This is a genomic window from Pseudovibrio sp. POLY-S9 (genome assembly GCF_001431305.1).
GTDB lineage: Bacteria > Pseudomonadota > Alphaproteobacteria > Rhizobiales > Stappiaceae > Pseudovibrio.
Map to the genome: position 1 here is coordinate 12,620 of NZ_LCWX01000088.1, position 25,901 is coordinate 38,520.

General features: G+C 50.9%; 20 protein-coding genes. 6 read left to right on the forward strand and 14 right to left on the reverse strand.

Going from position 1 to position 25,901, the window contains the following annotated elements; genetic code table 11:
- Positions 1-950: MFS transporter (locus PPL9_RS07300; protein WP_057462076.1), on the forward strand; the 950-nt coding region annotated here is incomplete at its 5' end.
- Between the two features lie 41 nt (positions 951-991).
- Here PPL9_RS07300 and betC read toward each other — a convergent pair.
- Positions 992-2,500, reverse strand: a complete 1,509-nt coding sequence (gene betC, locus PPL9_RS07305) for a choline-sulfatase (protein ID WP_057462077.1) — start codon at positions 2,498-2,500, stop codon at positions 992-994.
- 157 nt (positions 2,501-2,657) lie between these two features.
- A complete protein-coding gene (locus tag PPL9_RS07310) occupies positions 2,658-3,206 on the reverse strand; it encodes an RNA 2'-phosphotransferase (RefSeq protein WP_057462078.1) in 549 nt (182 codons plus the stop codon).
- A 1,264-nt stretch (positions 3,207-4,470) separates the two neighbouring features.
- Between PPL9_RS07310 and PPL9_RS07325 the strand changes: the two genes are divergently transcribed.
- The 5 genes from PPL9_RS07325 to PPL9_RS07345 all read left to right on the forward strand — a co-directional run bounded on the left by PPL9_RS07325 (position 4,471) and on the right by PPL9_RS07345 (position 10,518).
- Positions 4,471-4,731, forward strand: a complete 261-nt coding sequence (locus PPL9_RS07325) for a DUF4212 domain-containing protein (RefSeq protein WP_057462081.1) — start codon at positions 4,471-4,473, stop codon at positions 4,729-4,731.
- A 14-nt stretch (positions 4,732-4,745) separates the two neighbouring features.
- Positions 4,746-6,533, forward strand: coding sequence for a sodium:solute symporter family protein (locus PPL9_RS07330; protein ID WP_057462082.1), 1,788 nt, complete (start codon positions 4,746-4,748; stop codon positions 6,531-6,533).
- Positions 6,534-6,638: 105 nt separating this feature from the next.
- On the forward strand, positions 6,639-8,468 hold the full coding sequence (locus tag PPL9_RS07335) for a DUF294 nucleotidyltransferase-like domain-containing protein (RefSeq protein WP_057462083.1): 1,830 nt from the start codon (positions 6,639-6,641) through the stop codon (positions 8,466-8,468).
- A 116-nt stretch (positions 8,469-8,584) separates the two neighbouring features.
- Positions 8,585-9,106 carry a hypothetical protein gene (locus PPL9_RS07340; protein WP_057462084.1) on the forward strand — a complete coding sequence of 174 codons (522 nt, stop codon included), beginning with the start codon at positions 8,585-8,587 and terminating at the stop codon, positions 9,104-9,106.
- The gene (locus PPL9_RS07345; protein WP_057462085.1) at positions 9,106-10,518 is read left to right on the forward strand and encodes an exonuclease domain-containing protein; all 1,413 of its coding nucleotides are present in this window, start codon (positions 9,106-9,108) and stop codon (positions 10,516-10,518) included. Before PPL9_RS07340 ends, PPL9_RS07345 begins: the two co-directional genes overlap by 1 nt.
- Before the next feature lie 145 nt (positions 10,519-10,663).
- Here the strand turns inward: PPL9_RS07345 and PPL9_RS07350 are convergent, their stop codons facing one another.
- From PPL9_RS07350 to tssC, 12 genes are all read right to left on the reverse strand, one after another.
- Positions 10,664-11,563 carry a pentapeptide repeat-containing protein gene (locus tag PPL9_RS07350; RefSeq protein WP_057462086.1) on the reverse strand — a complete coding sequence of 300 codons (900 nt, stop codon included), beginning with the start codon at positions 11,561-11,563 and terminating at the stop codon, positions 10,664-10,666.
- A 32-nt stretch (positions 11,564-11,595) separates the two neighbouring features.
- Entirely contained in the window at positions 11,596-12,471 is an 876-nt protein-coding gene (locus PPL9_RS07355) for a type VI secretion system-associated protein TagO (protein WP_057462087.1), read from the reverse strand.
- Positions 12,461-14,032: a sigma-54 dependent transcriptional regulator gene (locus PPL9_RS07360; RefSeq protein WP_057462167.1), complete on the reverse strand. Its 1,572-nt coding sequence runs from the start codon at positions 14,030-14,032 to the stop codon at positions 12,461-12,463. The genes PPL9_RS07355 and PPL9_RS07360 overlap by 11 nt, the downstream gene beginning before the upstream one ends.
- 37 nt (positions 14,033-14,069) lie before the next feature.
- On the reverse strand, positions 14,070-16,772 hold the full coding sequence (gene tssH / locus PPL9_RS07365) for a type VI secretion system ATPase TssH (protein WP_057462088.1): 2,703 nt from the start codon (positions 16,770-16,772) through the stop codon (positions 14,070-14,072).
- Positions 16,773-16,787: 15 nt separating this feature from the next.
- Positions 16,788-17,606: a type IVB secretion system protein IcmH/DotU gene (gene icmH, locus PPL9_RS07370; RefSeq protein WP_208980635.1), complete on the reverse strand. Its 819-nt coding sequence runs from the start codon at positions 17,604-17,606 to the stop codon at positions 16,788-16,790.
- Positions 17,606-18,955 carry a type VI secretion system baseplate subunit TssK gene (gene tssK / locus PPL9_RS07375; protein ID WP_082596636.1) on the reverse strand — a complete coding sequence of 450 codons (1,350 nt, stop codon included), beginning with the start codon at positions 18,953-18,955 and terminating at the stop codon, positions 17,606-17,608. Before tssK ends, icmH begins: the two co-directional genes overlap by 1 nt.
- Positions 18,956-18,984: 29 nt before the next feature.
- Positions 18,985-19,545, reverse strand: coding sequence for a type VI secretion system lipoprotein TssJ (gene tssJ, locus PPL9_RS07380; protein WP_057462090.1), 561 nt, complete (start codon positions 19,543-19,545; stop codon positions 18,985-18,987).
- 65 nt (positions 19,546-19,610) lie between these two features.
- Positions 19,611-21,110, reverse strand: coding sequence for a type VI secretion system-associated FHA domain protein TagH (gene tagH / locus PPL9_RS07385; protein ID WP_057462091.1), 1,500 nt, complete (start codon positions 21,108-21,110; stop codon positions 19,611-19,613).
- Between the two features lie 9 nt (positions 21,111-21,119).
- On the reverse strand, positions 21,120-22,154 hold the full coding sequence (gene tssG / locus PPL9_RS07390; protein WP_057462092.1) for a type VI secretion system baseplate subunit TssG: 1,035 nt from the start codon (positions 22,152-22,154) through the stop codon (positions 21,120-21,122).
- Positions 22,118-23,905, reverse strand: a complete 1,788-nt coding sequence (tssF, locus tag PPL9_RS07395; protein WP_057462093.1) for a type VI secretion system baseplate subunit TssF — start codon at positions 23,903-23,905, stop codon at positions 22,118-22,120. Before tssF ends, tssG begins: the two co-directional genes overlap by 37 nt.
- Before the next feature lie 18 nt (positions 23,906-23,923).
- Positions 23,924-24,382: a type VI secretion system baseplate subunit TssE gene (gene tssE, locus PPL9_RS07400; protein WP_208980636.1), complete on the reverse strand. Its 459-nt coding sequence runs from the start codon at positions 24,380-24,382 to the stop codon at positions 23,924-23,926.
- Between the two features lie 9 nt (positions 24,383-24,391).
- Positions 24,392-25,885, reverse strand: coding sequence for a type VI secretion system contractile sheath large subunit (gene tssC / locus PPL9_RS07405; protein ID WP_057462094.1), 1,494 nt, complete (start codon positions 25,883-25,885; stop codon positions 24,392-24,394).
- Between the last annotated feature and the right edge of the window lie 16 nt (positions 25,886-25,901).

A 25,901-nucleotide genomic window follows, 5' to 3' on the forward strand; every position in this document is an offset into this window, starting at 1 on the left:
CATCCGTCGCCTATGGCAACTCATTTCTTAAAATCGCCAGTTTAAGCACGTTCTACTTCGCCTCTCAGGTCTTCTTTCTGTTCTTCTACAACGCCCTGACAGCGTTCATTCAGGAAGTGTTTGCGGAAAGTGAGCGCGGAAAAGTCAACGGCTGGATGCAGGTGGAAATGCAGGCCTCCACCTTTGTGGTGGGTCTGTTGATGATCTACGCCGTGAACAGCGACGACTTCCAGTTCCTCTTGCAGTTGAACAGCGGCTTGATGTTGCTTTCCGCCCTTCTGTTTTGCTTCATTCCTTACACACAGCAAGCAAGACCGGCCCGTGCACGCGTTTCGCGCACCGTCTTCCGCAGTATCTTCAAACGGAAGGATTTGGTACTGCTTGGGGTTTGCGCCAACATTACATTCGTGGCTGTTATGATGCTTAACGTAGTGCATCCCATCTATCTGAGCGGTGTACTCAAACTGGATGTATCCGCCCTTGCAAAACTCTCTATCTCATTTGGTTTAGGTGCAGCCCTCTCCGGCTTTCTCGTTAGCCGGTTCGTTTCAACAAGGTCCGCCATAAGGATCATGCGCATTTGCCTTACGGTCTTCAGTCTTGCGCTGCTCACAATCAGCCTGTTCCCAACTCTTCCAACCATTGTGATCGGAGCAGGAATCCTTGGCGCAATGGGATCAGCTGAGCGTGTTGCCTTCAACACCTACATTATGAGCAAGGTTGAAAAGGATATTTTTGGCAGCTACCTCTCTGTCATCAGCTCCCTGACCTACGTCCAGCGAACCCTCTTCGGTTTCCTGCTCTCCCTGCTCATCGTGGGGTTCCCGGCCTCAAACTACTATTGGTTCGTCTTCACCATCAGTTGCTTCGGGCTTCTCTTGCTGCAAATACATGCTGTACTTGCTTCTACGCAAAAGCTGGAGCTCAGCGAACCTATTGAAGTCAATTGAGGTCGTTTCTATGGGACCTCAATCATCCCCTCCAACTAAAACTATTCGCCTCTTGGGAAGCGCTGGCTTTCTTCTAAAATATTCAGATCCATGTGGTTGCGCATGTAGCGTTCGGAGGCTTTTTGCAGGGGCTGGTAATCCCAAGGGTAATGTCCGCCCTGACGAAGCGCTTCATAAACGACCCATCGACGCGCCTGACTGGCACGAACATCTGCATCAAAACGGTCCAGATCCCAGCGTGCAGCGGCTTTTGTGCGAAACTCGTCTGCAACATTCTGATGTTCAGGGTCTTGAGCCAGATTATGAAGCTCATGTGGGTCTGCTTCCAGATCAAACAACTGATCTTCATCCAACAGGCATTTGTTGAACTTCCAACGACCCTCGCGCAGTGACACCATGGGTGCATAAGACGCTTCCGCCGCATATTCCATCGCAACAGGAGATGTGCGCGTCTCACCCTGCCCCAAGCCAACCAGCGTTTCTCCGGTGGTCCACGGCATCACCTCTGCCATGCTAATGCCCGCCAAGTCACACAGCGTCGGGCACACATCAATGTTGCTTACGGGTGTCGTCACCAAACCGGGCTCCATCTGCGGAGCAGAGACCATCAAGGGCACGCGTGCAGAGCCTTCAAAGAACGACATTTTGAACCACAAACCGCGCTCACCGAGCATATCGCCATGGTCTGAGACAAACAGGATGATCGCTTCTTGCCGCGTGCTCTCCAGCGCAGTCATCACCTCACCGATTTTATCGTCGATATACGAGATATTCGCAAAATAAGCGCGGCGGGACCGGCGGATGTCTTCCTCTTTGATATCAAAGGAACGCCAGTCATTGGCATCAAAGATACGCTTTGAATGCGCATCGTGCTCCTCGTAAGGCATTGCAGGAACCTCTGGCAGAAAATGCTCACAATCCTCATAGAGATCCCAATATTTCTTCCGTGCCACATAAGGATCATGCGGATGAGTGAATGATACCGTCAGGCACCATGGCCGCTCATCATTGCCCCGCGCCAGATCGTAGACCTTACGCGTGGCGTGGTAGGCGACCTCATCATCATATTCCAACTGGTTGGTGATCTCGGCGGTGCCAGATCCAGTCACAGACCCCATGTTGTGATACCACCAGTCAATCCGCTCACCGGGCTTGCGATAATCAGGCGTCCAACCAAAGTCAGGCGGATAAACATCTGTGGTCAGCCGCTCTTCAAATCCATGAAGCTGATCGGGGCCAATAAAGTGCATCTTGCCCGACAAACAGGTCTGATACCCTGCCCGGCGCAGGTGATGCGCATACGTCGGCAAGGAGGATGCAAACTCTGCCGCATTATCATAAACACCAGTCGCACTTGGCAACTGACCTGACATAAACGAGGCCCGCCCCGGCGCACAAAGCGGAGACGCCGTATAGGCATTCTTGAAGCGTGTCGAACGCTCCGCCAGCTTCTTAAGGTTCGGCGCATGCAGCCAATCAGCCGGACCATCAGGAAACAGAGTTCCGTTCAACTGATCGACCATAAATATCAGAATGTTTGGTTTGCTCATTGGGTACCGGCTGAAATCTGGTGAGAAGGAATGACCTCCACGCTCAATCACCTGCGCTCTGGCATCATCGCCAAGCGCAAGAACTGAAACGCGAGTCAGTAATACCTCCTATGCATACAACGTCAGTCAGGCGATGAATAGAGACCCTAAGCGAAGGTTATCTCGAGATAAACTCGGGCATGACAACATCTGTCAGCCATACCCCGTTGTCGGATTGATAGAACTGCACACCGCTATGATGCATTCGTTCTGAATCGATCAGAAGCACAATGGGCTTGCCATGGCGTTGACCAACTTTGATCGCTGTCTCTCTGTCTTGGGAAAGGTGAACGTGATGACGCGATTGGGCCTTCAGGCCTTGCTTCATAATTGAGTCCCAGTTTTGCTCAGCTGTACCATGATAAAGGACGGATGGCGGCGTCACGGGGATAAGTTTCAGATCCACTTTGACGGAATGTCCCTGATTTGCGCGGATGTGAATTTTATCATCTGACAGCTTAAAACGTTGCTTGTCGCTTTCAATCACCACTTGCTCAATCATTTCAAATGTCAGCTCGATCTGAGGTTTTGCACGTTCGATCAATTCGTTGATGTTTGCCCAACCTTCCAGGTCAAGCTGCAAACCGATTTCCTCTGGCTTATGTCGAAGGATGAAACTTAGGTACTTGCTGGCCGCAACGGCATCGGTATTGTTTATTTTGGGCATGAAGCTTCTAACTTTTTCTTGGCAATAAATACGAGAACCATTGATAAGCTATCGTGGTAGCATGGGTTTTCCAAAGCACTCAACTTTCCTGTCTTTTTCTCTGCCAAGGTCCATGGTATTGCCATAGTCCTCTGACTATTCAGCGCATTCCATGTTTGAGAGTTGACCGACAGCTGCATGCCGTTTCGTGTTGTGACATTGCTGAGATCTGCCCTGCTCACGTGCATCACCCTGATGCTCGTGTTTTCTGTCATGGGCCGGCCAACGCCCTCGCATGATCTGGGTGCTCTCGCGCAAACCACCCAACTTGACCATCGTCAGAAACATAAACTCCCTGCTGTGCCCTTGCCCATTTAAGCGACTAGATCCCGATAGACAACCGCACATTTAGAAGCATTCGATGGAAGAACAGATGCCGCCTCTCGACACTCATCCTCCTCCACTAATGCAATGAGGCGTTCCTCGTAGTCACTCTGCCGGAGAACGTTTTAAAACCGGATTTTCGTCGTTTTGATCAAATATTGAATCGCGTACGAGGCACATCAAGATTGGAATAACGCAAAATCGTGAGGTAACATCGCTATCAGCTACTTCAGGAAGCAGCTTAATAAGCCTCTATTTTGCATATGGTAAATTCACATACGATAGTATCCATTTTTGTGTGCCTTCAACGCACAAGTTCTATCAATCGCAGCATTAACTCCATCACTTAACGCAGGCTAGATCACTTTGTTATTTTAAACGAAAATCTCTTCACCAATCTCACCTACATATGCCCCCTACAGATGTGACCAAGCTGTAAGTAGTTTCAAAGTCTTTGGTTGTAATACATAAGTATTCTCTACGTAAGTAGGCGTGTACAAGTTGACCGAGGGGGAACAAACTGGTTGCTGAAGGTGGCTTGTGTGGGAGTTGTTGGAAGATCTTGTGATAGCTCAGTTCCGGCTTTGGGAACTGACGCAACGCTTTCTTGATGAAGTGGGGCGGGTTTTAGGGAGCAAGTGGCTAGCTGTGTAAGTCTGCGAGCTCTAAACTCTACGCAAATGTAAAGCTTAGCTTTCTGGAAATGGTGATATTTTGATGGGATTCTACGTCACCTGAGCGGCTTTTCTTGATGGGGTTTGTTAAGCCAAACAAGATCAACGAATACTCTCCAAGCCAGCTGACCAGTGGGAGGTACTGGTCATCAACAGCAAATCCAGTTTGAGATTTGGGGGCATATGCCGTCCGGTTGAATTTCATCCGGCCCAAACGGGAGGAGAGCATGTCAGATAACTCATCCAACAACGCATATTGGGCTGCCAATATGCGTATCATTAAAATAAGCCTCGTTATATGGGCTCTGGTCTCGTTCGGGTTTGGCATTTTGCTACGCCCGCTGCTGAGCGGCATTCGTGTTGGCGGCACTGATCTGGGGTTTTGGTTCGCACAACAGGGTTCCATTCTGGTCTTCCTGGCGATCATCTTTTTCTACGCCTGGCGTATGAACCGTCTTGACCGTGAACACGGCGTTGAAGAAGAATAGGGGCTTTTCAGATCATGGATCAGTTTACTATCAACTTGCTATTTGTGGGCAGCTCTTTTGCGCTCTACATCGGCATCGCGATCTGGGCCCGTGCGGGTTCCACATCTGAATTTTACGCTGCAGGCCGCGGTGTCCATCCTGTTACCAATGGCATGGCAACTGCAGCTGACTGGATGTCTGCGGCATCATTTATTTCCATGGCCGGCCTTATTGCGTTTACCGGCTATGACAACTCATCCTTCCTGATGGGCTGGACCGGTGGCTATGTGCTACTGGCACTGCTTCTTGCTCCGTATCTGCGCAAGTTCGGCAAGTTCACCGTCTCTGAGTTTATCGGTGATCGCTTCTACAGTCAGACCGCTCGTATTGTTGCTGTGGTTTGCTTGATTGTTGCCTCAACCACTTACGTGATCGGTCAGATGACCGGTGTTGGCGTCGCGTTTGGCCGCTTTCTGGAAGTTGACAACACAACAGGCCTGCTGATCGGTGCCTGTGTTGTGTTTGCTTACGCTGTGTTCGGTGGCATGAAGGGCGTTACCTATACGCAGGTCGCTCAGTATGTAGTGCTGATTACCGCTTACACCATTCCAGCAGTTTTCATCTCGCTGCAGCTGACTGGCAACCCAATTCCAGGTCTTGGTCTGTTTGGTAATGATGTTGCAAGTGGCGAACCACTTCTGACCAAACTGGATCAGGTGGTGACTGAGCTTGGCTTCAACTCATACACATCGAACAATGCTGACACCTTCAACATGGTGCTGTTCACGCTATCTCTGATGATTGGTACTGCTGGTCTGCCGCACGTGATCATGCGCTTCTTCACCGTGCCTAAAGTGGCTGATGCACGCTGGTCCGCAGGTTGGGCGCTGGTGTTCATTGCATTGCTTTACATCACCGCTCCTGCAGTTGGCGCGATGGCACGTCTCAACATCACAGATATGATGTGGCCGAATGGTGGCATTAATGGTGGTGCTGTTGAAGTAGCACAGATTAAGAATGACCCGAAATACGACTGGATGCACACCTGGGAAAAGACAGGACTTCTGGCATGGGAAGATAAGAATAGTGACGGCAAAATCCAGTACTACAACGACAAGAGCGAAAAAATGCAGACTCTTGCCGGCGAAAAAGGCTGGGTTGGAAATGAGCTGACAAAGTTCAACCGTGACATCCTCGTGCTGGCGAACCCGGAAATTGCAAACCTGCCAGGTTGGGTGATTGGTCTGGTGGCTGCAGGCGGCTTGGCAGCGGCCCTTTCAACAGCAGCAGGGCTCTTGCTCGCAATCTCCTCAGCGGTTAGCCATGATTTGATCAAGGGGGCTATTAAGCCATCAATCTCAGAAAAGAGTGAGTTGATGTCTGCCCGAGTGGCCATGGCGGTTGCGATTATTGTGGCAACCTATCTGGGGCTCAATCCTCCGGGCTTTGCGGCACAAACGGTGGCACTGGCGTTCGGTCTTGCAGCGGCATCCATCTTCCCTGCGCTGATGATGGGTATCTTCTCAACCCGCATCAACAACACTGGCGCTGTTGCAGGTATGTTGTCTGGTCTGGTTGTGACCCTTGTCTACATCTTCCTGCACAAGGGCTGGTTCTTCATTCCAGGCACAGCCAGCTTCTCAGATGCTGATCCGCTGCTTGGTACGATCAAGTCCACATCGTTTGGTGCGATTGGTGCGGCTGTGAACTTCGCTGTTGCTTACTTTGTTGCAGGCATGACGAAGGAAACACCTCAGGTGATCAAGGACCTCGTGGAAAGCGTACGCATCCCTCGTGGAGCCGGTGCAGCTCAGGACCATTGATAACTTATGCGGGTTGCTGAACCTCAGTAACCCGCCGTCTTTCGATCCTGTCCTGCCCGGCCTATGCTGGGCAGGACTTTATTTCTTCTAGCTGAAGGCGGAGCCATGCCTCTTACATCAGAGCAAGTCCTGCAGTTTCTGAAATCCGTGCATCCCTATGATGTTCTTCCAGAAACAGATCAAGAGGCGTTGTCCAATCAGATAACAGTGTGGGAGCGTGTCCACGGTGCTGGTATTTATGAGCTTGGAGAACAGCTGCCAGGGCTCTTTCTCATCTACGAGGGCGGCGTCGAAATCCGGGATAAGAATGATGCCGTCATAAGCCGTCTTGGCATTCGCAATTCGTTTGGGGAGCGCGGTCTGTTTCTGGACGGACGCGCGGTTACATCCGCAAAAGCCGGTGAGCCAACCGTCCTTTTGGTGCTCCCGCCTGCATTATTGACAGAGCTGATCGCAGCGCATCAACCCGTTGCCCGTTTCTTTGACCGGACTCAGAAGCCGCGGACCCGCGAAAATGATCTGGCTGCCATTCCAATTGAATCCTTTATGGCGCCCAACCCGATTACCTGCCGTCCTGATGATACAGTGCAACATGCTGCTCAGCAGATGAGGGATGCACGCGTTTCTTCGCTGTGTGTGACAGATGCAAAAGGCGGGCTGATCGGGATCATCACGGTGCGGGACCTCTCCTTTAAGGTTTTGGCGCCTGCTTTATCAGTTGAAACATCGGTTGAAGCTGTCATGACGGCTAATCCCATTGTGCTTGCGCCATCAGCCATCGGGTCGGATCTTTTACATTTGATGATGGAACGGCGCATTGGTCATGTCCCAATCGTGGAGGGTGAGCGCCTCGTCGGCATGGTGACGCAAACGGATTTGACACGGTTTCAAGCCATCAGTTCTGCTGAGTTGGTCAGCGAAGTTGCCAGGGCCAAAGATGCCTATGACATAGCACGGGTGACGGCCCGGATACCCAACCTGCTGGTGCAGTTGGTGGCTGGTGGCAGTCGGCACGAAATTGTCACACGATTGATCTCTGATATTGCTGATGCTGCAACCCGTCGCTTGCTGAAGCTGGCGGAAGAAAAGTTTGGCCCTCCGCCCGTCCCGTATCTTTGGCTTGCCTGTGGCTCGCAAGGGCGCCGCGAACAGACCGGGGTCAGTGATCAGGATAATTGTCTGTTTTTGGATGACCACGTTACCGACGAGCAACGGCTTGGGTACTTTGCTGATCTGGCAAAGTTTGTGTGTGATGGACTGAACACCAGCGGTTACATCTACTGCCCTGGTGACATGATGGCGACGAACCCGCGCTGGAGCCAGCCGTTATCTGTCTGGAAAACCTATTTTGAAGGATGGATCAACAAACCAGACCCAGAAGCGCAGATGCTCAGCTCTGTCATGTTTGACCTCAGGCCAATTGGCGGCGAGGTTTCCCTCTTTGAAGACCTGCAAACACAAACACTGGAAGCTTCAAGCCGTAACTCAATTTTCGTGGCACACATGGTCAGCAACTCGTTGAAACATACGCCACCACTCAGTTTGCTGCGCGGGTTGGCAACCATCCGCTCTGGTGAGCATAAGAACACGTTGGACATGAAGCACAACGGCGTGGTGCCAGTGGTTGATCTGGCACGGATCTATGCGCTGCAAGGACAGATCGGGGCGGTTAATACCCGCGCACGGCTGGAAGAAGCTCGTGAGAGTGGCCAACTGAGCAAATCAGGTGCGGGAGACCTTCTGGATGCTTATGACCTGATCGCCGAGACGCGAATCCAGCATCAGGCCGATCTGGTCAAACAAGGCGCTCAACCCGATAATTTTCTGCAGCCTTCTAGCCTGTCAGATTTTGAACGCTCTCATGTCCGGGATGCGTTTGTTGTTGTTAAAACCATGCAGTCAGCAGTCGGGCATGGTCGCGGAATGCTAAGCTAGAGTGCGTTCTGTTTGATTGGATTCAATCAAACGACAAGAATTCGCTCCGCTCTAGACCAATAATAATCAAAGCTGTGGCGAGACAAAAGCGACCACAGTCACCTGGGAGGAATAACATGTTTCTTGAATTGATCGGGACCTTCATTGCAGGCGTTGCCGGAGCTGGTCTTGTGATGTTGATCAATCATGTTCTTGGCGGGCGTTTGCCGCGCTGGTTTGCCCCGGTTGCTGCCGGTGCTGCCATGTTGCTGGCAACAATCTCCAGCGAGTACAGCTGGTTTTCGCGCACCAAAGATACGCTCCCTGATGGCATAGTGGTTGCTGAAACTGTAGAAAGCAAAGCCTTCTATCGTCCATGGACCTATCTGTTTCCCTTCACGGAAAGATTTGTCGCGATTGATACTGCTACGATCCAGACACATCCAGAGCAGCCGGGCATGAAACTGGCACAAGCTTACTTCTTTGGTCGCTGGTCTCCGGTGAACAAGCTTCCTGTGCTTACCGATTGTGCCACCAGCCGACGGGCAGCATTGGCTGACGGTATCATTTTTGAGGAAGGTGGAAGCATCTCTGGAGCTCAGTGGGTGTCAGTGCCGGAAAATGACAGGATCACCTCAACAATATGCGGAGCGGGGTAATGTTAACAGGCCTCAGTTTACGATTTCGGATCTTCCTCTTGTTCGCGGGTGTTGCCGCAGCAAGCTGTGCCGTTGTCGGGGCTGCGCTTTATTTTGGATACACCCGTATTGCAGAAACAACACCGGCCTCAGGCTTCCTGTTGGCCGGTATTCTATCCATTTTCGGTCTTCTTGCGATCTCAGTCAGCATCTGGCTTCTGTTTGACGAAAATGTTGCCAAACCAGTGCAACGTCTCTCCGCTGCCATCCGCACGACAGCTCATGCTAATGTTGATGCCTCAATTGATTTTGAAGAAGCGAAATACCTGGGCGACCTTGCGCCTGCGGCTCATGCGGTTGCCTGGCGTTTAACCAATGACAGTGCAGATACAGAGGAACTGGTTTCTGATGCAACGGCACAGTTGGCGAGCGAGCGCGAACAGCTGGCCTTGCTGTTAACTGAGATCCCCGTCGCCATCGTGCTCGTCAGCCCTGCACACAAAATCATGCTTTATGACGGTCAAGCCGCAGACATTCTTGGGCAGGTTCATGTTCCACGTTTGAGTGCATCCATCTTTGATTACTTTATTGAGGAGGAGGTGCGTGCTGCCTATGATCAGTTGATCGAATTGAAAACAGAAATTGCTGTTGATGTGAAAGGAGCCCGTGGCAATCTCAATTTTCAATTGCGCCTTAAAAAACTCAGAGGGATGTCGGGCTATATGATCCTGATTGACGATGCGACCGCACGCATCGCACCAGAGGCACCGCGACCATTGATTTATGATTTTGAAGCGGCCCAGCACCATTTTGAAAAGGAAATTGAGGAGCGTTCTCTGCGTGATCTCAGCTTCGTCGTTTTCGATACAGAAACAACCGGCCTCATGCCAAATAAAGACGACATTGTCCAGATCGGGGCCGTGCGGGTTGTTAACGGACGTATCATTCCCGGTGAAACAGTGGACCAACTCGTCAATCCGGGCAGACTCATTCCGGCTGCCTCAACCGGAGTTCACCGGATCACAGATGACATGGTGGCAGATGCTCCAGACCCGGTCACTGCAATTTCAGAATTTCATGCTTTCGCCAAAGACTCTGTCATTGTTGCGCACAATGCACCGTTCGACATGGCATTCCTACATCGATACGGCCACTTGTCCGGCCATGCCTGGGATCATCCGATCCTTGATACGGTCCTCTTGTCTGCTGTCGTTTTCGGCGCAGATCAAGTTCACACTCTCGACGCCCTTTGTACCCGCCTTGGCATAGAAATCCCCATAGTTTTGCGCCACACAGCCCTCGGCGACGCCCAGGCCACCGCCCAAGCCCTCTGCAAACTCCTCCCCCTCCTATCCTCCCACGGCTTCAACACCTTCGGAGAAGTCATCGAGCAGACGAGAAAACATGGTCGGCTGTTGAAGGATATGAACTAGTTTTGGGGTGTCGTTCAGTCGATTATTATGAAGCCAGGAAAATATTATCTTACGGCCTCTCCACCTTTTCTGTGTTCACAGTCTCTACTTTCACTTGATGGCAGTTCAAGAATGTATCTGTGGTGCTCACCAAGACACCCACCTATCAAGTGATGGGTGGGCGGATGACTTTTCCTTTTTCGTTGATGACTTGGACGCTGGCCCATTGTTCTACGGAGAATAAGGCTTTCCATTTTTCTTCTATGCGTGCACGGTTTACGTTTGCTTGCGAGAAGTTTGCGTTGGTGAGGTCGGCGTCGTCGAAGACACTGTCCGTTAACAGACAATAGCTCAGGTCGGGGCCGTGTGTGCTTGATTTTCCAATCAGACCACTACTGTTCTTCATACCCCGGAAATATGCTCCGGTTAGATCCAGCTGAATGCTTCTGTCTTTCTTTCTGAGCAGCTTTTTCAGTTCAGACACCTTTTGGACTGAAGCAATCAACTCCCCGCGGGCACGAGCATGTTCTTTGCCGGCCATCAAGTTTGAGCGTTGTGCAGAGCTTGTGCTGCGAATGTGAGCGGCCAGAAGTTGCAGGACGTCCTGAAAGTGTTCATTTGGATTGGACTTTGCGATTTCTGAAAGGATCACGACACCGGCTTCACGCAAAGCGCCATTCCCGGATTCAAGGAGTTCTGCGGCTTTGGTAAACTGTCCCAAAACGTAGTTTCGCCGTGTTGCCTTAACTGCTGCGAAAGCTGAACTGGCGATGTATGCGAGCAATAAAAACGCTGGAATTGCGACAAAAACAGTGAAGAGTGCACTCAGACCAGCTGCAACATTGTAAAATACCGATGTTTGCTCAATTGGAGTGTAAGGCACGCCTTTTGGGACGGGTAATTGACTTCTAAACGTTTCAATCTTACCACCCGCAAGTACGACAAGGTTACGCACCATGGAATACTCATCAGGAATGAGATTGAGATAGTCGCAAATCAAATAGGCTGGAATTGTCAGAAACCCGAGGGTTACCAGTATCACAGCAATACGGAAACTATGCTTCATTGGAAATATGCCTGTCTCAAAAATTCAAATTCCTACCAGTGACACGCCTTGCGAAGAGGCGGCAGCATGTCCTGAAGGTTTGCCAAGTCGAATAGATAGGCACGAGAGCCATCATCTGACACAACATCAAGCTGCACCCGATCTACGTTGGCCCATCGATTAATGTGTGCGATGCTGGTCAATCCACGCGGGCTGATAAGAATGCGTTTGCTTTCCGCGCTTTGCCAGACATCGTTATCGATGCGCTGGTCGCGCAACATGACACGGATTGGAACCCGGCGTTTAACGTGTGGCTCATTGAGCACCAAGGCAACTGTTGTGATATCTTCAACACAGGATAGCAGCAAGATCGCGGGCATTTCCTCGATACCAGCATCAACAGACTGCACAGCTTTCATACTGAGGTAGACATTGGTTTCACCTGGCTGAATGACCGGTTGCTGTCCCTGCTCAGTTTGCAGTGCCTGTGCCTTCTCAGGGATTGCCCCATCACGTTGCTCCAGTGGTTGAGCAGGGATAGTCTCTTCCTGGATCTCATCCCACCTGAATATCGCGGGATGACCGACTGCGCCAAAGCGAAACTGCCAGGTTAAATCTCCTGATGATCGCGTTCGTTCCATCGCTTTTGCCTGCCGTTCTAAACGGCCCGCAGGTGCATTCACATTCTCAACGAACTCTGGATTGGGTTCTCCTGCAGATAAGACCTCAAGCGGGGTCTTAAGCAACTGGTCAAAGCACGACAAACGATTAACCCGGCCAATGGTGAGTGTGCATTTTTCAACCATCTGCTTTTCCAAGGTGATCGTTTCTGCATAAGAGGTCGATGATAGAGAAATACTGGTAGGAGCCGCTATCAGGCCGGCCAGCGCTGCTCCAAAAATCGGGTGAGCAAACCTGCTAGTTCTCATGGTCGAATTCCATCGTTGGACAATTGAATTTGCTGAGTTTGTTGGCAAGGGTACGTTTTGGTATTTGTAGGAAATCCGCCATTTTGCTCCGATCCCCTTTGAACTGGGAATACGCGCTCCGTATCAAGTCTAGCTCGAAGTTTGAGACAACCGTGCGAAGTCCTTTTTCTGCCAGTAACAGATCATCGTATCCGTTCTCACCTGCAACAGAATTGCTCTGAGCCCCGGACACAGAAGTAGTATCGAGTTGCTCATTCATGGCCTGTTTGAGAATACTTCCTGAAATTTCATCAGTGTCATAAGCGAGAAAGACGGCCTTGATCATGCAGTTCTGCAGCTCACGGACATTGCCTTTCAGCTCTGCTGTTTCCAGCAGGGAGACGGCTTCTTCACTCAGTGCTTTGGAGGTGTCTGCGTTACTAACAGCAATCTCCTGCAGGAAGTGGCGTGCGAGATGAACTCTATCGCCTTCGCGGCTGCGCAATGGTGGTACGTCTATGGTGAGCTGCGTGATACGGTAGAAAAGATCGGCCCGGAACTTTCCGTTCTCAATCGCTTTTTTCAGGTCAACATGGGTGGCACAGATGAGGCGGAAATCGACAGGCTCATCTTTACTTCCTCCCAGTGGACGAAGCTTTTTCTCCTGAAGAATACGAAGCAGTTTGACCTGAAGATCAATCGACAGATCACCAATTTCATCAAGGAACAATGTCCCGCCAGAAGCTCTTTTTACAAGACCGTCTCTATTTTCAGTTGCCCCGGTGAAGGCACCCTTTTTGTAGCCAAACAACTCGCTCTCAATAAGGTTCTCTGGCAGAGCTGCAATATTATCTGCAATGAAAGGTCCATCAGAAAATTGTGAGAGCCGGTGTAAGGATCGCGCAACGACTTCCTTGCCTGTTCCCGTCTCCCCTTGCACCAAAACCGCGTACTTGTTTTGTGCGTATTGGGCGATTTTCTCTCTGACCTGGGTTATCTGTGGTGAGCGTCCCACGAGGTTATCTGAGAGCATGGAGTCGACCTGCCCTTTTTGGTGCTTCGACTTTTCAACCTGCGTTTCTTCGGTTTTCAGCAGGTTCTCCAGAGAGACAAGCAAAGGGGACAGGTGGAAATATGAGCGCCACAACACATGCAGTGTGTGGTGCTCCTCCTGAAGTCTTGGAGTACTACCCGCTGAAGCGAGCAGGAAAACGTAGACTTGATTGTATGCGTTATGACCTTCTGACGTTTCCAGCAGTATCCGATGGGCGACGAGAGAGCCATGACGACAGAACAAAGCCGTGCTCAGATCTTGTGTCTTCGCAGAAGATGGTGTCTTCCCAAAATAGAATGGCTCAGTCTGCAAGACATCCAGCTCACGGAAGCGCTCGGTGCCGACTTCATTGTCAAGCTGCGGAAGGCGAGCTACCGGTAGTCCGCCATCACATGCAAACGGTATCAACTTGCGACCAGTAATATCTGGCAAATACACAGCGATGGCTTGGGCTCTGGTTGACGTCAACACAGTCTTCAACATCATGGCGCGCAGTTCATTTTCTGACCTGCACGTCATCAATGTCATCAGAGCGTCTGTTGTGGAAGATGCCTCCATATCAATACTAATGCGCCTCTTCCAAAGCGAGGTCTTCGGCTGGTTCCTCGTCAGCATCTGCCTCGTAGGCCGCTGCGAAAGTGAAGCCGTCCTCACCTTCCGGGCTGTCAATGCTAATCGCGGAAATCTGCTCACCGCGATGGCCAGCTTCTAACAGCTCAATAGAAAGCGTAGGCAATAGCTGGCGCTGAATAACCTGATCAACAAGCCGGGCACCATTAGAGGCCACTCGGCACATTTGCGTTACACGCTCATAGGCCTCTTCACTAATGGAAAGTGCAACCTTCTGTGTGTCCTTCAAGAGCTGGATGAGATCAGCAAGACGCATTTGCACAATGTCTGCCAGTACTTCTTCAGATAGTGGCAGGTAAACCAATGGTTCCATCCGCGCGAGGAGTGCAGGTTTAAAGTGCTGCGCAAAGAGCGGTGTGAGAGATTTCAACATCGAGCCATGGCTTGGGACTTGACCATCTTCGGCACTGGCAACCCAATTCTCAATTTGGTCAGAACCAAGATTACTGGTCAGGAAGAACACCACGTTGCGACAATCGATAAGGCGCCCTTCCCCATCAGCAAGCTCTCCCTTATCGAATGCCTGATAGAACAAGTTAAGCACGTTCGGGTCGGCTTTTTCTACTTCATCAAGCAGCACGACAGAGTAAGGCTTCTTGCGAATGGCCTCTGTCAGCACACCACCTTCTCCATACCCGACATAGCCTGGAGGGGAGCCAATCAACCGGGAAACCGTGTGACGCTCCTGATACTCAGACATGTTGATGGTGGTAATGAACTCTTCGCCGCCGAATAATCGGCGCGAGACCTCAAGGGCTGTCTCTGTTTTTCCGACGCCGGAAGGTCCAGCAAGGAAAAACACACCAAGCGGTTGGCCTTTTTTGTGAAGATCAAGCCGCGATGCACGCAAGCGAGCTTCAATTGCATCAATGGCGTGGTCCTGACCTTTGATTGCTTTCTTCATAGTTTCAGCAAGGGTCAGTAGACGATGGTAATCATCCTGCACCATGGAGTTGATCGGAATACCTGTCCAATCGCTTATGATTGCAGCAATCTCTGAAGGTCCAACTTCTACCGAAATCAGAGGCTCTGCCCCAGCTTCTGCGATCAGCGCATTCTTGTGGCTTGCAAGGTTTGCGCGGACTTCATCCAAGGCGTCTTCGTCGAGTTTTTCAGGTTGCTTCTGGAACAGATCTTCGCGGGCAGAAATGAAGTTTTCAGCCAAGGAGACTTGCGTTTCCAGACGTTGCGAAAGCTCCGCTTTACGTGCTTCAAGCTCATTCAACTGGTCTGCGATGGCTTTGAGACGCTCTAATTGCTCAGGCTCCAATGGGCCTGTGTGCTGGTCGCGCTCCAAGCCTTCTCTTTCCCAGCTCAAGGTTTGGAGGCTTTGCTCGACATCTTGTAGTTCGACAGGAGGCGTATTGGCCCCAGCTCGAACGCGGGCACAGGCTGTATCCAGCACATCAATCGCTTTGTCTGGAAGCTGACGGCCTGTGATGTAACGCGCTGCAAGGCGAACAGAAGCGCCAATCGCTTCTTCGGTGATGTAAACACCGTGCGCATCTTCGTAGGCTTTTTTAAGCCCGCGCATGATGATAATCGCTTCATCAATGGTCGGTTCATCCAACTTCACCAATTGGAAGCGGCGGGTCAGGGCAGGGTCTTTCTCAAAGTACTTTTTGTACTCAGACCATGTTGTTGCGGCTATTGTTTTCAGCTCGCCTCTGGCCAGAGCAGGCTTCAAAAGGTTCGCAGCATCAGAACCACCTTGATCACCACCAGCTCCAATGAGCGTATGCGCCTCATCAATAAATAAAATGATCGGTTCAGGACTGGAGCGGACTTCATCAATAACGCCCTTCAGGCGCTTTTCAAATTCACCCTTCATAGATGCGCCAGCTTGCAGCGCTCCGATATCCAGCCCCCAAAGGGAGACATTGGCGAAATCTGCTGGGACTTCACCAGTTGCAATACGGAGCGCAAGACCTTCTGCCAGTGCGGTTTTACCTACACCAGCTTCACCAACACAAATTGGGTTGTTCTTACGGCGGCGGCACAAGATTTCGATAATCTGGCGGATCTCATTATCGCGGCAGAAGATCGGATCAATTTTTCCATCTTTCGCCAGCTGAGTGAAGTTGGTGCCGTATTTTTGAAGGAAGCCGTCAGCGCCCTCTCCTGCACCTGATACTGTCCCCGGTATGGCACGGTGATCTTTTTCGAAAGAGCCAACCGTCAATGCTTCGAAATCACGCAGCAAAACATCAGATGAGACGCGTTCGAGCAGCGGATAATAGTCCATCTGCATATAACGGCCACGCTCATTGAGCAGGGCAATGAGAACAGCACCCGAGCGGACGGTTTTCTCATCTTGCTCAACGGAGGCAATCAACCATGCATCCTGCAAGAGGTCCTGAAGCAGCGGTGAGAACGTCGGTGTGCGATCAGCTTCAACTCTGCGATATCGGTTGAACGTTGCACGAAGGGCCTCGTTCAACTTGTCTGCATCCACATTCTGGCTTTGCACCAGTAACCTGATATCCATCGCAGGTTGTGAAACAAGTGAAATGAGGAAATGCTCAATTGTCACTTCCTGATGCGAGTTCGAAACGCACAGGCTGGCAGCTTCTTCAATTGCCTGACGGCAGCATGGGTTGAGACGCTCGATCAGCGCCTTGATTTCCAGTCGAGCCATACTCGATCTCCAAAATTAAAGCATTTCACGCAGCTGAGTGACGACCCCATCGGTGTATTGGTCTATCTGCCAATAAAACCCGGCGTAGGTCAGCGCGCATAAAATAAAAAGGCTAATCCAAACAAGAGAAACAGGTGTATGCCAATGAACGACATGCGCTTTCTCAATCACTTTGTTCTCTGATTGACCAAGTTCGAAATTCCCCTCACCCCGCTCCTGCCGGATGACGTGGTGAACATCACGCATGATTTCTTCGAGCTGCAGCTTGCCATTGTGCATCACTCGATACTTGCCTTCGAAACCAAGCCCGAGCAGCAAATACAGGAACTCAATCAACTCAATGTAACGAACCGGATCCCTCATCAGACGGCTGAGAACTATAAAAAATTTCTCACCACCCCAGGTTTCGCTATGAAACAACGCCAGCAAACTGCGCTCGGACCAGTCAGAATTCTGACCCCAGGGAGAGCACATCACCGCTTCGTCAATTGCAGAACACAGGCAATAGCGGTGCGCCAGAATGGTGGCACGATCAAAACCCTCACGTTGAAGCTCCAGCTCAAGGGATTCAATCTCAGCCCGAACATCTTTGTGCAGGTAGTCTAGCTTGTTGTTCTCAGAGACTTCCGGAATGCGTGAAATCAAGGCAAGCAAGGACTGGCTTGCATCAATGATTTTATTGATGCTGTGTCCACGCATGGGGAAACTGATGTGCTGCACTGGCCTTGGGGAAACATCCTTCAAATTCTGAGGCACTGTTTCAGCACTTGCAATTGGCGCGTCTTCAACAACTTCAGGATCACCAGAGTCAAACAGATTTGCAACTTCACTCATCATGTCGTCCTTTCATTGCGGATAGCCCAGAACTGCAGCTGCAAATCAGCAAATTCACCCGCGATGTGGAAGGCAAAACCACTCGCGTTTTCAATGTATTGCCAACCTGCGGAGTTGGCATCCAGCTGGAAGTAGGAGAACCCTGCATGATACGGCAATTGTCGTGGCGGAGAAGGAAGCCTTTGAAGCACGACCCCGGGCAGATGCAGATGAATCAACTCGCGAATGCGCTCAATGGACGACACTTTGGTTTGCGCCGGGAACGACTTTGCCAGTTCTTCCAGCTCCATACTGGCTTTCACTGCAACAACAAAAATTGCTGAGTTCAGAAGCGACCGATCACTGAGCGGTGACGTGATGATGCCGTACTTCTGCTTGTTCAGCGGTAGTGCGATTGCGTTTGCTTCAAAGATCGTCGATAGCGACTGGCGTAAAGAGCTAATCACTGGATCGAAGCAAATCTGCGGTTCTTCATGATGATAGGCCGGCCACGTTGTTGGCATGCGTTGCTCATGCGTGAACGTTGCCAGTTCTCCAGCAGCACCGGAGAACATCTTATAAAGCTCTTTTGGGTGCACTCCTTTGAGGGAGGACATGTGCCGAAATTCCGGCCATAAACGGTTGATCGTTTGCAGCATCAGGAAGTCAGAAACATCCGAGACACCTCGCTGACCCGGTGTACCCATGCGGCTTGAAATGTGAGAGGCACGCTGGCGCAGCAGTCCTACGAGATCGTCAAGGGTTTTGCGCAGGCGGGGCTGAGCATCAATGGTTGAGGCCATTGGTAAAAACTCATCATCCAGCACCACGCTGCCGTCTGAGTTCTTGTTCCGGATACGCGTTAGGGGCAGACACGTGAAAGCAGAACGGTCTTCACGTTCGAGCATCAATCGCAGGCGGTACTGAGCCACATCCACCAGAAACGCCTCTGAATCTGAACTGGTGTTGTTGCGCACATCCTGAGAGAACGCACGCATCCGCGTCGCATCCTGAGGGTTGAGCGGGTCTTCTACTTCGGGAACACCGTTTGAGCGCAATGGCAAAGCCAGATACACCATCTGCCCGACGACGTTTTCACCGCTGACATCCAAAGGCGCAGGCGCCATTGTTTCGCCAGGCACATCAATCGTTGTACCGTCGGGGAAAATTCCCAGCGCATAGTCAACCAGCAGCTTACCGTGCAGCAGGCTTTCCTTATTGATCTCCAACCGGCTCACCCCGTGCTGATAAGGATCAATCGCCTCGCTGCGAGAGCGGATAAGATGCTCTAAATATCGTTGTTGCTGCTGAAAATGGTGGGGCTTCAAAAACAGACCATCCCGCCAAATTACATGGTTTCGCAGTGACATAATCTAAATAAACCTATTTGCTCTCAAACCTACCGATGAAGGTTCGTGATAATTTTTTTTCTGCTGATGACAGCAAGCAGCTTGTAAGTTTCTCCCTTGGGCTTGACCTGCTCGACGACGCGCCAATCGACTTTTTCAGGCTTCGCATAGCCACCCACAAGACCAATGAAAACAGTGTCTTCGTCCAACTCCAGTTCACTCACGACCTTGGATTCACCGGGCATGACCTGAACCTCCTTCACATCTATGAAGGTGGTTCCAAGAGCGTTCTCATAGTCTTCGGTTGCCTCTTCAAAAGAGGATTGCAGTAACTTGCCATCGTCACCCAGTTGGAAGACCCAAACATCAATCGGCACGCTCTCACCCAGATCATTCTTGTTCGATCCTGGCTCTGAGAAAATGGTCACATCAATCAGTGTCGGCTGGTCCTTAGGCTCTCCAACCGGAATGCCTGGGTCCATGACAACCTTGAAAACCTTCTCAGGAATTTTCTGTGCTTCGCATGCACTCAACGCCAGCAGTGCAACTAGTGCAAAGGCAAGATGGAAGCCCTTTTGCAGGAGCGCGTTTAGTGTCCAACCCCAGTTCATCGTATGCCTACCGCCTCATTCTTCCCAAAGCTGGACACCTTCAAATCTTCGCTAGCCATCAAACGTCACTCAGCTGCATACAAGTGCTGGCTCCGCATTTCGCGGTCATAAACTTGCCGGAAGATCTCCCAGAACATGCGCGTCAATCCGCGTTGGCGACCAGAGCGCATTTCCTGGTAGTAATGCTCGTACATCTGCCAATTCCAGCCATCCAGATCGCCAGTCCGCGGGGCATGTCCTTTGTAGCGTGCAAACCGGTTTTTCAGGTTCTCAGGAGAAAGGCCGAGGAGAACCGCTTCCAGAGCTTCATCCGCTGCAATACGGCTTGCCTTCTCATGCAGTTCAATCTGCATCAGACTCTCTTCAATGGCAGAGGGAGCGTTCAAATGAACAGGGCTTTGAACAAGCAGAAGGTCTTCAATCGCCTGCTCAGGGCTTTGAGCCAGTCGGATCGGGTTATCTTCCACCGGATGCAGGTGAGTGTCGTTCATTGACGAACGGTCTTCCCACTGCTGCGTATGAATGGCCATCAACCCAGCAATTGCCGTTTTCAAGGCTGCGCCAACATCCTGAGTGATACGGTTCGCCTCAGGCAAACTCATGTTGCCGGCCGGTAGTCCCAGTGCTGTCAGAAGAGGTCGCAGCACCACATGATCTACCATGCCCTCTTCTCCGGATTCAGAAAGAGCAACGGAACCATGCCAGCTTTCAGTCTCCTGAATATCGCTGACCAACATTTCTTGCCCGCCCGAGTTCGTCAGAGACTCAAGATAGCTGTCCATATCCGGATCAACCGGCTCTGTACCTGTATTGGTCATTGTATGGTTTCCTTTTGCTTGGGGCATGATCATCAAACGGTGATGTGCTTGAGGATCATCCACACCCAGTGCCTTACCGCTGTTTTCAGGCTGTAGCCCCAGAGTGCTCAATAAGTCCTCGTCCAACTCTTGTTGGTCGGGCTTGCTGTCATGATTTAATTGAGAGAGCGGATCTTGATTGCCTGGCAGGCCTTCATCATCCTGCTGGTCAAGAACCTCTACAGGATCGCATGCAAGGGCCCCTGCCCGCTGATTGCCTGCAAAGAAATCCTCACTGAGGTCACTCTCCAACCGGTCCGCGAGGATGTATTCGATGTTATCTTGTGTGTGCTCATCTTCGTCCTGCAAGCGTCCGGACACAATTGTGTCTATGGCTGCAAACCGGCCTGCCCATTGCTCGCTTTGGTCTTCCAGTTCGCTGCCTTCAGCAACCACATAAGTGGTCAACTTGAACGCCCCAACCTTCCAGACATCACCGTCAGAGACACGAAATCTCTGACCCGTCGGGATTGGCCGATTGGAACCATTTACGATGATGCCTTCATCACTCACGGCTTCCGCACAATAAACACCGTCTTGAAAAAACACGCGTACATGCTCGCGAGAGACAGAGTTGCGCCTATCCAGCAGCTGCCAGTGACACTGTTCACCAGAACCGATGTTTCCGCCTGCCTTGTCAAATGTGGCAGTGGCTTTACTGCCGTTTTCAAGCGTAGACGTGTTGTTGATGACCAGGACAAGTTTCATACTACCCTCCTACAACCGCGCAGAGATCAGGACTTCGCGCGAGCGTCCATCACCCTTGTCCAGAAAGGTTGACCAACCCAGCCGCCCTTCATATTCGTCGGTAAGCATGACCGGTGAAGCTTGGTTTTCCGCCAGTTCCAACTTGATGTCGTAGGCATGTTGATCACGCAGCATGAATTCCACCAGATCTCGCAAGGCCTTGTAGTCTCGTCCATGAGGGAGGAAGTCCTGAAAACGCTCAAAGCTCAAATTCTTAATGAAGATATTGAATTTGCTGGAGATATCAGAAACGCTATCTCCAATAATGGTGTCTTCACCCAGCAACATGTTGTGCTGGCCCAGCTCAGAGCGTTGCCCTTCGGGAATGTCCACTCTTCGTTGAACCCATTCCTCCACTTCCACTTCTTTATGAAAAAAGGCGTGAGATACGACACTTGCGATCGCAGCAGGTGAACGATTGCGAGACGCCAAAACGCCTGCGAACGTAAGCAAGCGTGCCCAGTTGATGGGTGATTTTTGCCGCGACTCCTGATCCGATAATCCAAAAACGCAGAACACCCATTGCGAGAATGGATCCAACGCACCCGGCTCATAACGCACATAGAAGCGGTACTTGCGCATGGAACGGTGTAAGAGGCCGACCAGACGATTATGGAAGAAATCAAAGAACCCCTTCATCAAGGAGCCTTGCGCATCGTATTTGGCTATGACCTCTTGATAATAAGAGGGCAATGGCGAGCTTGAGCCGTGCAGACCGAGAAACGTCACTTCCATATTAAAATCGACATAGTCGACCGGTTCGACGTTCGTCTCCTGATCACCCTGTCTTTCAATGCTGGCGATATCAGACAGCGGAAAGCCAAGCGAATGCATGACGCTGAAGTTGATCTTCTCATCTTTCGGCAAAAGATGCGTACCAACTTCATTGCGCTCATCATAACAACGCTGGATCAGCTCAACAGCTTGGAAGAATGACCAGCTGCGAGCATTAAACTGTAGGTCGCCTCTTAAATCAGAGGTTGTCGCCCAATTTTCGCTGGCCATTGATAGACTTCATTGTTTTGTGTTCCATTTACGATGAGTTCGTGGAACGAATTGACACTTGAATAGAGAGAAAAGAATTCTGCGAGCACGCTGCAGAACAAGAACATTTCGCCCTCGCTCTGGAATGCGTCTTCGCTGAGAGACATGACAGTTTTCAAACCTCGAACGGCCTGCCCTCGAAATAACTTGTCGACCGGTTTCGTCTCGATGGAAATGATGCCATCAATACGCTGCTTACTGACACGCTCATCCTGCCTGTTCAGGCGAGCCTGAAAATCGTAGGTCGCAATCACGGTCTTCAGAGCTTCTTTTTCAAGCAATGAAACGTAATTAAGAGATAGGTTGGAGATCAGGTTCCAGTAAAGCGATCCATCCAGCGGTGGATAGACTGGTGCACTGGGCTGGCTCAGGTTCTTAAATGTCACGAAGCTCGGCGTTTCACCTGTCGGCTCACGCACATCACCTGCGCCTAATTCCATGGCATGTTTGGGATGGAAGCACTTCAGGTCAGCAGAGAGAACTTCATGTTCTGGAATGGCGCGCTCATTATCGTGGCGCACGAATGAAACCAGATGCTCCATACCGCGCTTGCCCAACGCTTCGCGAAGTCTCAGACGATAATAAATCTGAGTTAGACCATCCGCACGCTCGACCTCATGATGGAAAGATTCAAAGGAGGGATACTCACGCAGATGAGAACCGCTCGTTGGATCCTTCGCGGCACGCCAACTCATGATCCGATCGATAGAGAAAATATCTATGGCGCCGCGACCATTTGCTGTCGGTCGGATTGGATACCGCATCTGACTATGATCGATTTTCATGGGCTCGGCGTCATAGTCGAACAAATTTACCGCTGGAACACAATAGAGGCGGAACGTTCCCGGACGCACTTTCACATCAGGTGGCAAAGGTCTGGAAAAAGTGAACTCTAATGAGAAATCTGTTTCCTCACGATTGCGGAAAAAGGGCTCTAATCCATCAATGTCATAGCATTGGAATTTTGCAGGAAAGACAAAGTATTCCTGCAAGAGCCGGTAGCCTTCATAAGCAGAATTCTCATTGGGCAGCAACGCTTCAGAGCCGCCGAAACCACCTGGCTGCAGTGCTGAGGCTGGAAGCTTGTAACGGCTAACACCGTCTTCATTGTCCCCATCAGCACGAAAGCAAACCGTGACGTCTTTCAGGTATCGGCCCATCCACAAATAAAGCATCTGGGCGGCGACTTCATCGCCAGCAATCCATAGACGTAGGTCATTAAAACTCAGCCGGGACAGAGGCAGGCCCGACAATGTCTGGAACTGCAATGTCAGAACAGTGCTTTCGCGAGAACGCTGAACATCCTGATCGACAATATCGAGCGGATAGACCGTTACGTCTGCTGTTGTCTGAAAGGGACAGACAATACCATCCACTGGGCGAGACAAGATCTGCGAGCCCGACGGCAATACCTGACGCTCTGTAATCGCTTTTTCAACGGGGACCATCTGCATAAGTGTGGTTGATGGAAACGCCCGTAGGAAATTCGGAATAAGTAGCTGCACGAGTGAATGGGTAAGCTCTGGAAGCTCATCATCCAACTTTTCGCGCAATTTTGACGTTAAAAACGCAAAGCCTTCCAGCAACCGTTCCACGTCTGGATCCGTGGAGGCATCAGACAAATATTTTGACAACCGCGGATTGCGTTCGGAAAAAAGCCGACCGCTCTCTCGCAGATAAGTCAATTCGTCTTGAAAGTATGAAGCTTTCACAGCTGGTTGCCTGCTTGACTAAACAATATGAGCGACATGCCCATCTTTCATAAGAATATCGATTTGCACCTGCTCCCCCTGACTTAAGGCTGGCATGAGCAGAGTTGCCTTGAACCGCAGTTCTAATGGGCGGTCAGGGTCACGAACGAAATGGACGGACCGCACCTGCACGCGCGGTTCATATTTTTCAATGCATTGGCGGATAGAGGCCGCAATATGTTGCGTAAGGTCGTTTGTCGCCACGCTGGACAAGTTGAAATCAACCAGTCCTAAATCTGGTGTGGCAGCAGAAGCCCCTGCTCTCGCATTCAACAGCTTGGCTAGATGACGCTTGATAGAGTTTACTTTTGCTTCCAACAGATCGATGTTCTGAGGAGGAGAGATCTCCTCCTCATCAGCAATCAAACGTTCGAACAAACTGCCACGCGCTGTACGAAGCCTGCTGTCCCAAACAACGGGTTCATCGCGCTTTCTCATGGGCAGCCCTTAGCTATCCTTGTCCAGCTTACCAACGAGCGACAATTCAAAATTCGCTCCCATGTATTTGAAGTGCGGACGCACTTTCAAAGACACCTGGTACCAACCCGGATCACCTTCTACATCAGAGACGATAACCTCTGCTGCGCGCAGTGGACGACGTGAACGTACATCTTGAGGTGGGTTTTCCTGATCAGCCACATACTGCCGGAGCCAGGTATTAAGCTCACGCTCCAGATCTTCACGCTCTTTCCATGATCCGATCTGTTCGCGCTGCAGCACTTTAATGTAGTGAGCAAGGCGGTTGACGATCATCATGTAAGGAAGCTGAGTGCCAAGCTTATAGTTGGTCTCCGCTTCTTTACCTTCCTTGGTGTTCTGGAAGATCTTTGGCTTCTGAGCAGAGTTTGCGGAGAAGAACGCCGCATTGTCAGAGCCTTTGCGCATCGTCAGTGAAATGAAACCTTCTTCGGCAAGCTCAAATTCACGGCGATCTGTAACCAGAACTTCCGTTGGAATTTTCTCTTCGAGCTGACCAAAGGCTTCAAACACATGTACCGGCAAGTCGTGAACAGCACCACCTGATTGCGGACCAATGATATTTGGACACCAACGATACTTGGCAAAACTCTCTGTCAGGCGGGTTGCCATCAGGAATGAAGTGTTACCCCACAGATAGCTCTCATGCTCTTCTGTCACATTCTCATTATAGACGAACGCATCAACCGGATTTTCTTCCGCATCATATGGCATGCGAAGCAAAAAGCGTGGGCATGTCAGGCCAACGTAACGGGAGTCTTCACTCTGACGGAAGCCCATCCATTTGCGGAAACGCGGTCCTTCATAGATGGAGAACAGATCTTTCTGCGCAGGCAGATCCACGTACTCATCAACGTCGAACATTTTCGGACCAGCTGCCGCAATAAACGGAGCATGGGCCATTGCGCCAACGGAGGCAGTAAACTGAAGCAGCTTTACATCGCGGGCACCAGGACCAAAGTCATAGTTGGCAATCATTGCGCCTACAGGCTCGCCACCAAACTGGCCATAGCCACTGGAGTAGACGTGTTTGTAAAGGCCAGATTGTACGACTTCCGGGCTGGTTTCAAAATCTTCCAGCAACTTGTCTTTAGAGACAGAAAGCACATCAATCTTGATGTTCTCACGAAAATCTGTCCGGTCAACCAGCAGTTTCAGACCGCGCCAGGCAGACTCGAGTTCCTGAAATTTTTCATCATGCAGAACTTCATCAAGCTGCGCTGATACTTTCAGGTCCAGCTCTGCAATCATACGATCAACCAATACGCGGTTGATCCGTTGGTCAACTTCCTGGCTCGCAAGGAGGTCAGAAATAAACGCTTCAACGCCTTTACGCGCTATGGAATAGCTTTCTTCGTCTTCAGGGCGAATGCGGGTCTCTTCCATGATCTGGTCAAGAAGAGAAATCGCGGCCCCCGAACCGGCAACATCTGGCTGGCCGGCAGAAGCTGATACATCTACCATGTCATCACATCCATGT

What these genes read in the sequence shown, in the direction of transcription:
- betC (WP_057462077.1), bottom strand. Translation starts at nt 2,500, where the DNA reads ATGAGCAAACCAAACATTCTGATATTTATGGTCGATCAGTTGAACGGA.
- PPL9_RS07310 (WP_057462078.1), bottom strand. Translation starts at nt 3,206, where the DNA reads ATGCCCAAAATAAACAATACCGATGCCGTTGCGGCCAGCAAGTACCTA.
- PPL9_RS07325 (WP_057462081.1), top strand. Translation starts at nt 4,471, where the DNA reads ATGTCAGATAACTCATCCAACAACGCATATTGGGCTGCCAATATGCGT.
- PPL9_RS07330 (WP_057462082.1), top strand. Translation starts at nt 4,746, where the DNA reads ATGGATCAGTTTACTATCAACTTGCTATTTGTGGGCAGCTCTTTTGCG.
- PPL9_RS07335 (WP_057462083.1), top strand. Translation starts at nt 6,639, where the DNA reads ATGCCTCTTACATCAGAGCAAGTCCTGCAGTTTCTGAAATCCGTGCAT.
- PPL9_RS07340 (WP_057462084.1), top strand. Translation starts at nt 8,585, where the DNA reads ATGTTTCTTGAATTGATCGGGACCTTCATTGCAGGCGTTGCCGGAGCT.
- PPL9_RS07345 (WP_057462085.1), top strand. Translation starts at nt 9,106, where the DNA reads ATGTTAACAGGCCTCAGTTTACGATTTCGGATCTTCCTCTTGTTCGCG.
- PPL9_RS07350 (WP_057462086.1), bottom strand. Translation starts at nt 11,563, where the DNA reads ATGAAGCATAGTTTCCGTATTGCTGTGATACTGGTAACCCTCGGGTTT.
- PPL9_RS07355 (WP_057462087.1), bottom strand. Translation starts at nt 12,471, where the DNA reads ATGAGAACTAGCAGGTTTGCTCACCCGATTTTTGGAGCAGCGCTGGCC.
- PPL9_RS07360 (WP_057462167.1), bottom strand. Translation starts at nt 14,032, where the DNA reads ATGACATTGATGACGTGCAGGTCAGAAAATGAACTGCGCGCCATGATG.
- tssH (WP_057462088.1), bottom strand. Translation starts at nt 16,772, where the DNA reads ATGGCTCGACTGGAAATCAAGGCGCTGATCGAGCGTCTCAACCCATGC.
- icmH (WP_208980635.1), bottom strand. Translation starts at nt 17,606, where the DNA reads ATGAGTGAAGTTGCAAATCTGTTTGACTCTGGTGATCCTGAAGTTGTT.
- tssK (WP_082596636.1), bottom strand. Translation starts at nt 18,955, where the DNA reads ATGTCACTGCGAAACCATGTAATTTGGCGGGATGGTCTGTTTTTGAAG.
- tssJ (WP_057462090.1), bottom strand. Translation starts at nt 19,545, where the DNA reads ATGAACTGGGGTTGGACACTAAACGCGCTCCTGCAAAAGGGCTTCCAT.
- tagH (WP_057462091.1), bottom strand. Translation starts at nt 21,110, where the DNA reads ATGAAACTTGTCCTGGTCATCAACAACACGTCTACGCTTGAAAACGGC.
- tssG (WP_057462092.1), bottom strand. Translation starts at nt 22,154, where the DNA reads ATGGCCAGCGAAAATTGGGCGACAACCTCTGATTTAAGAGGCGACCTA.
- tssE (WP_208980636.1), bottom strand. Translation starts at nt 24,382, where the DNA reads ATGAGAAAGCGCGATGAACCCGTTGTTTGGGACAGCAGGCTTCGTACA.
- tssC (WP_057462094.1), bottom strand. Translation starts at nt 25,885, where the DNA reads ATGGTAGATGTATCAGCTTCTGCCGGCCAGCCAGATGTTGCCGGTTCG.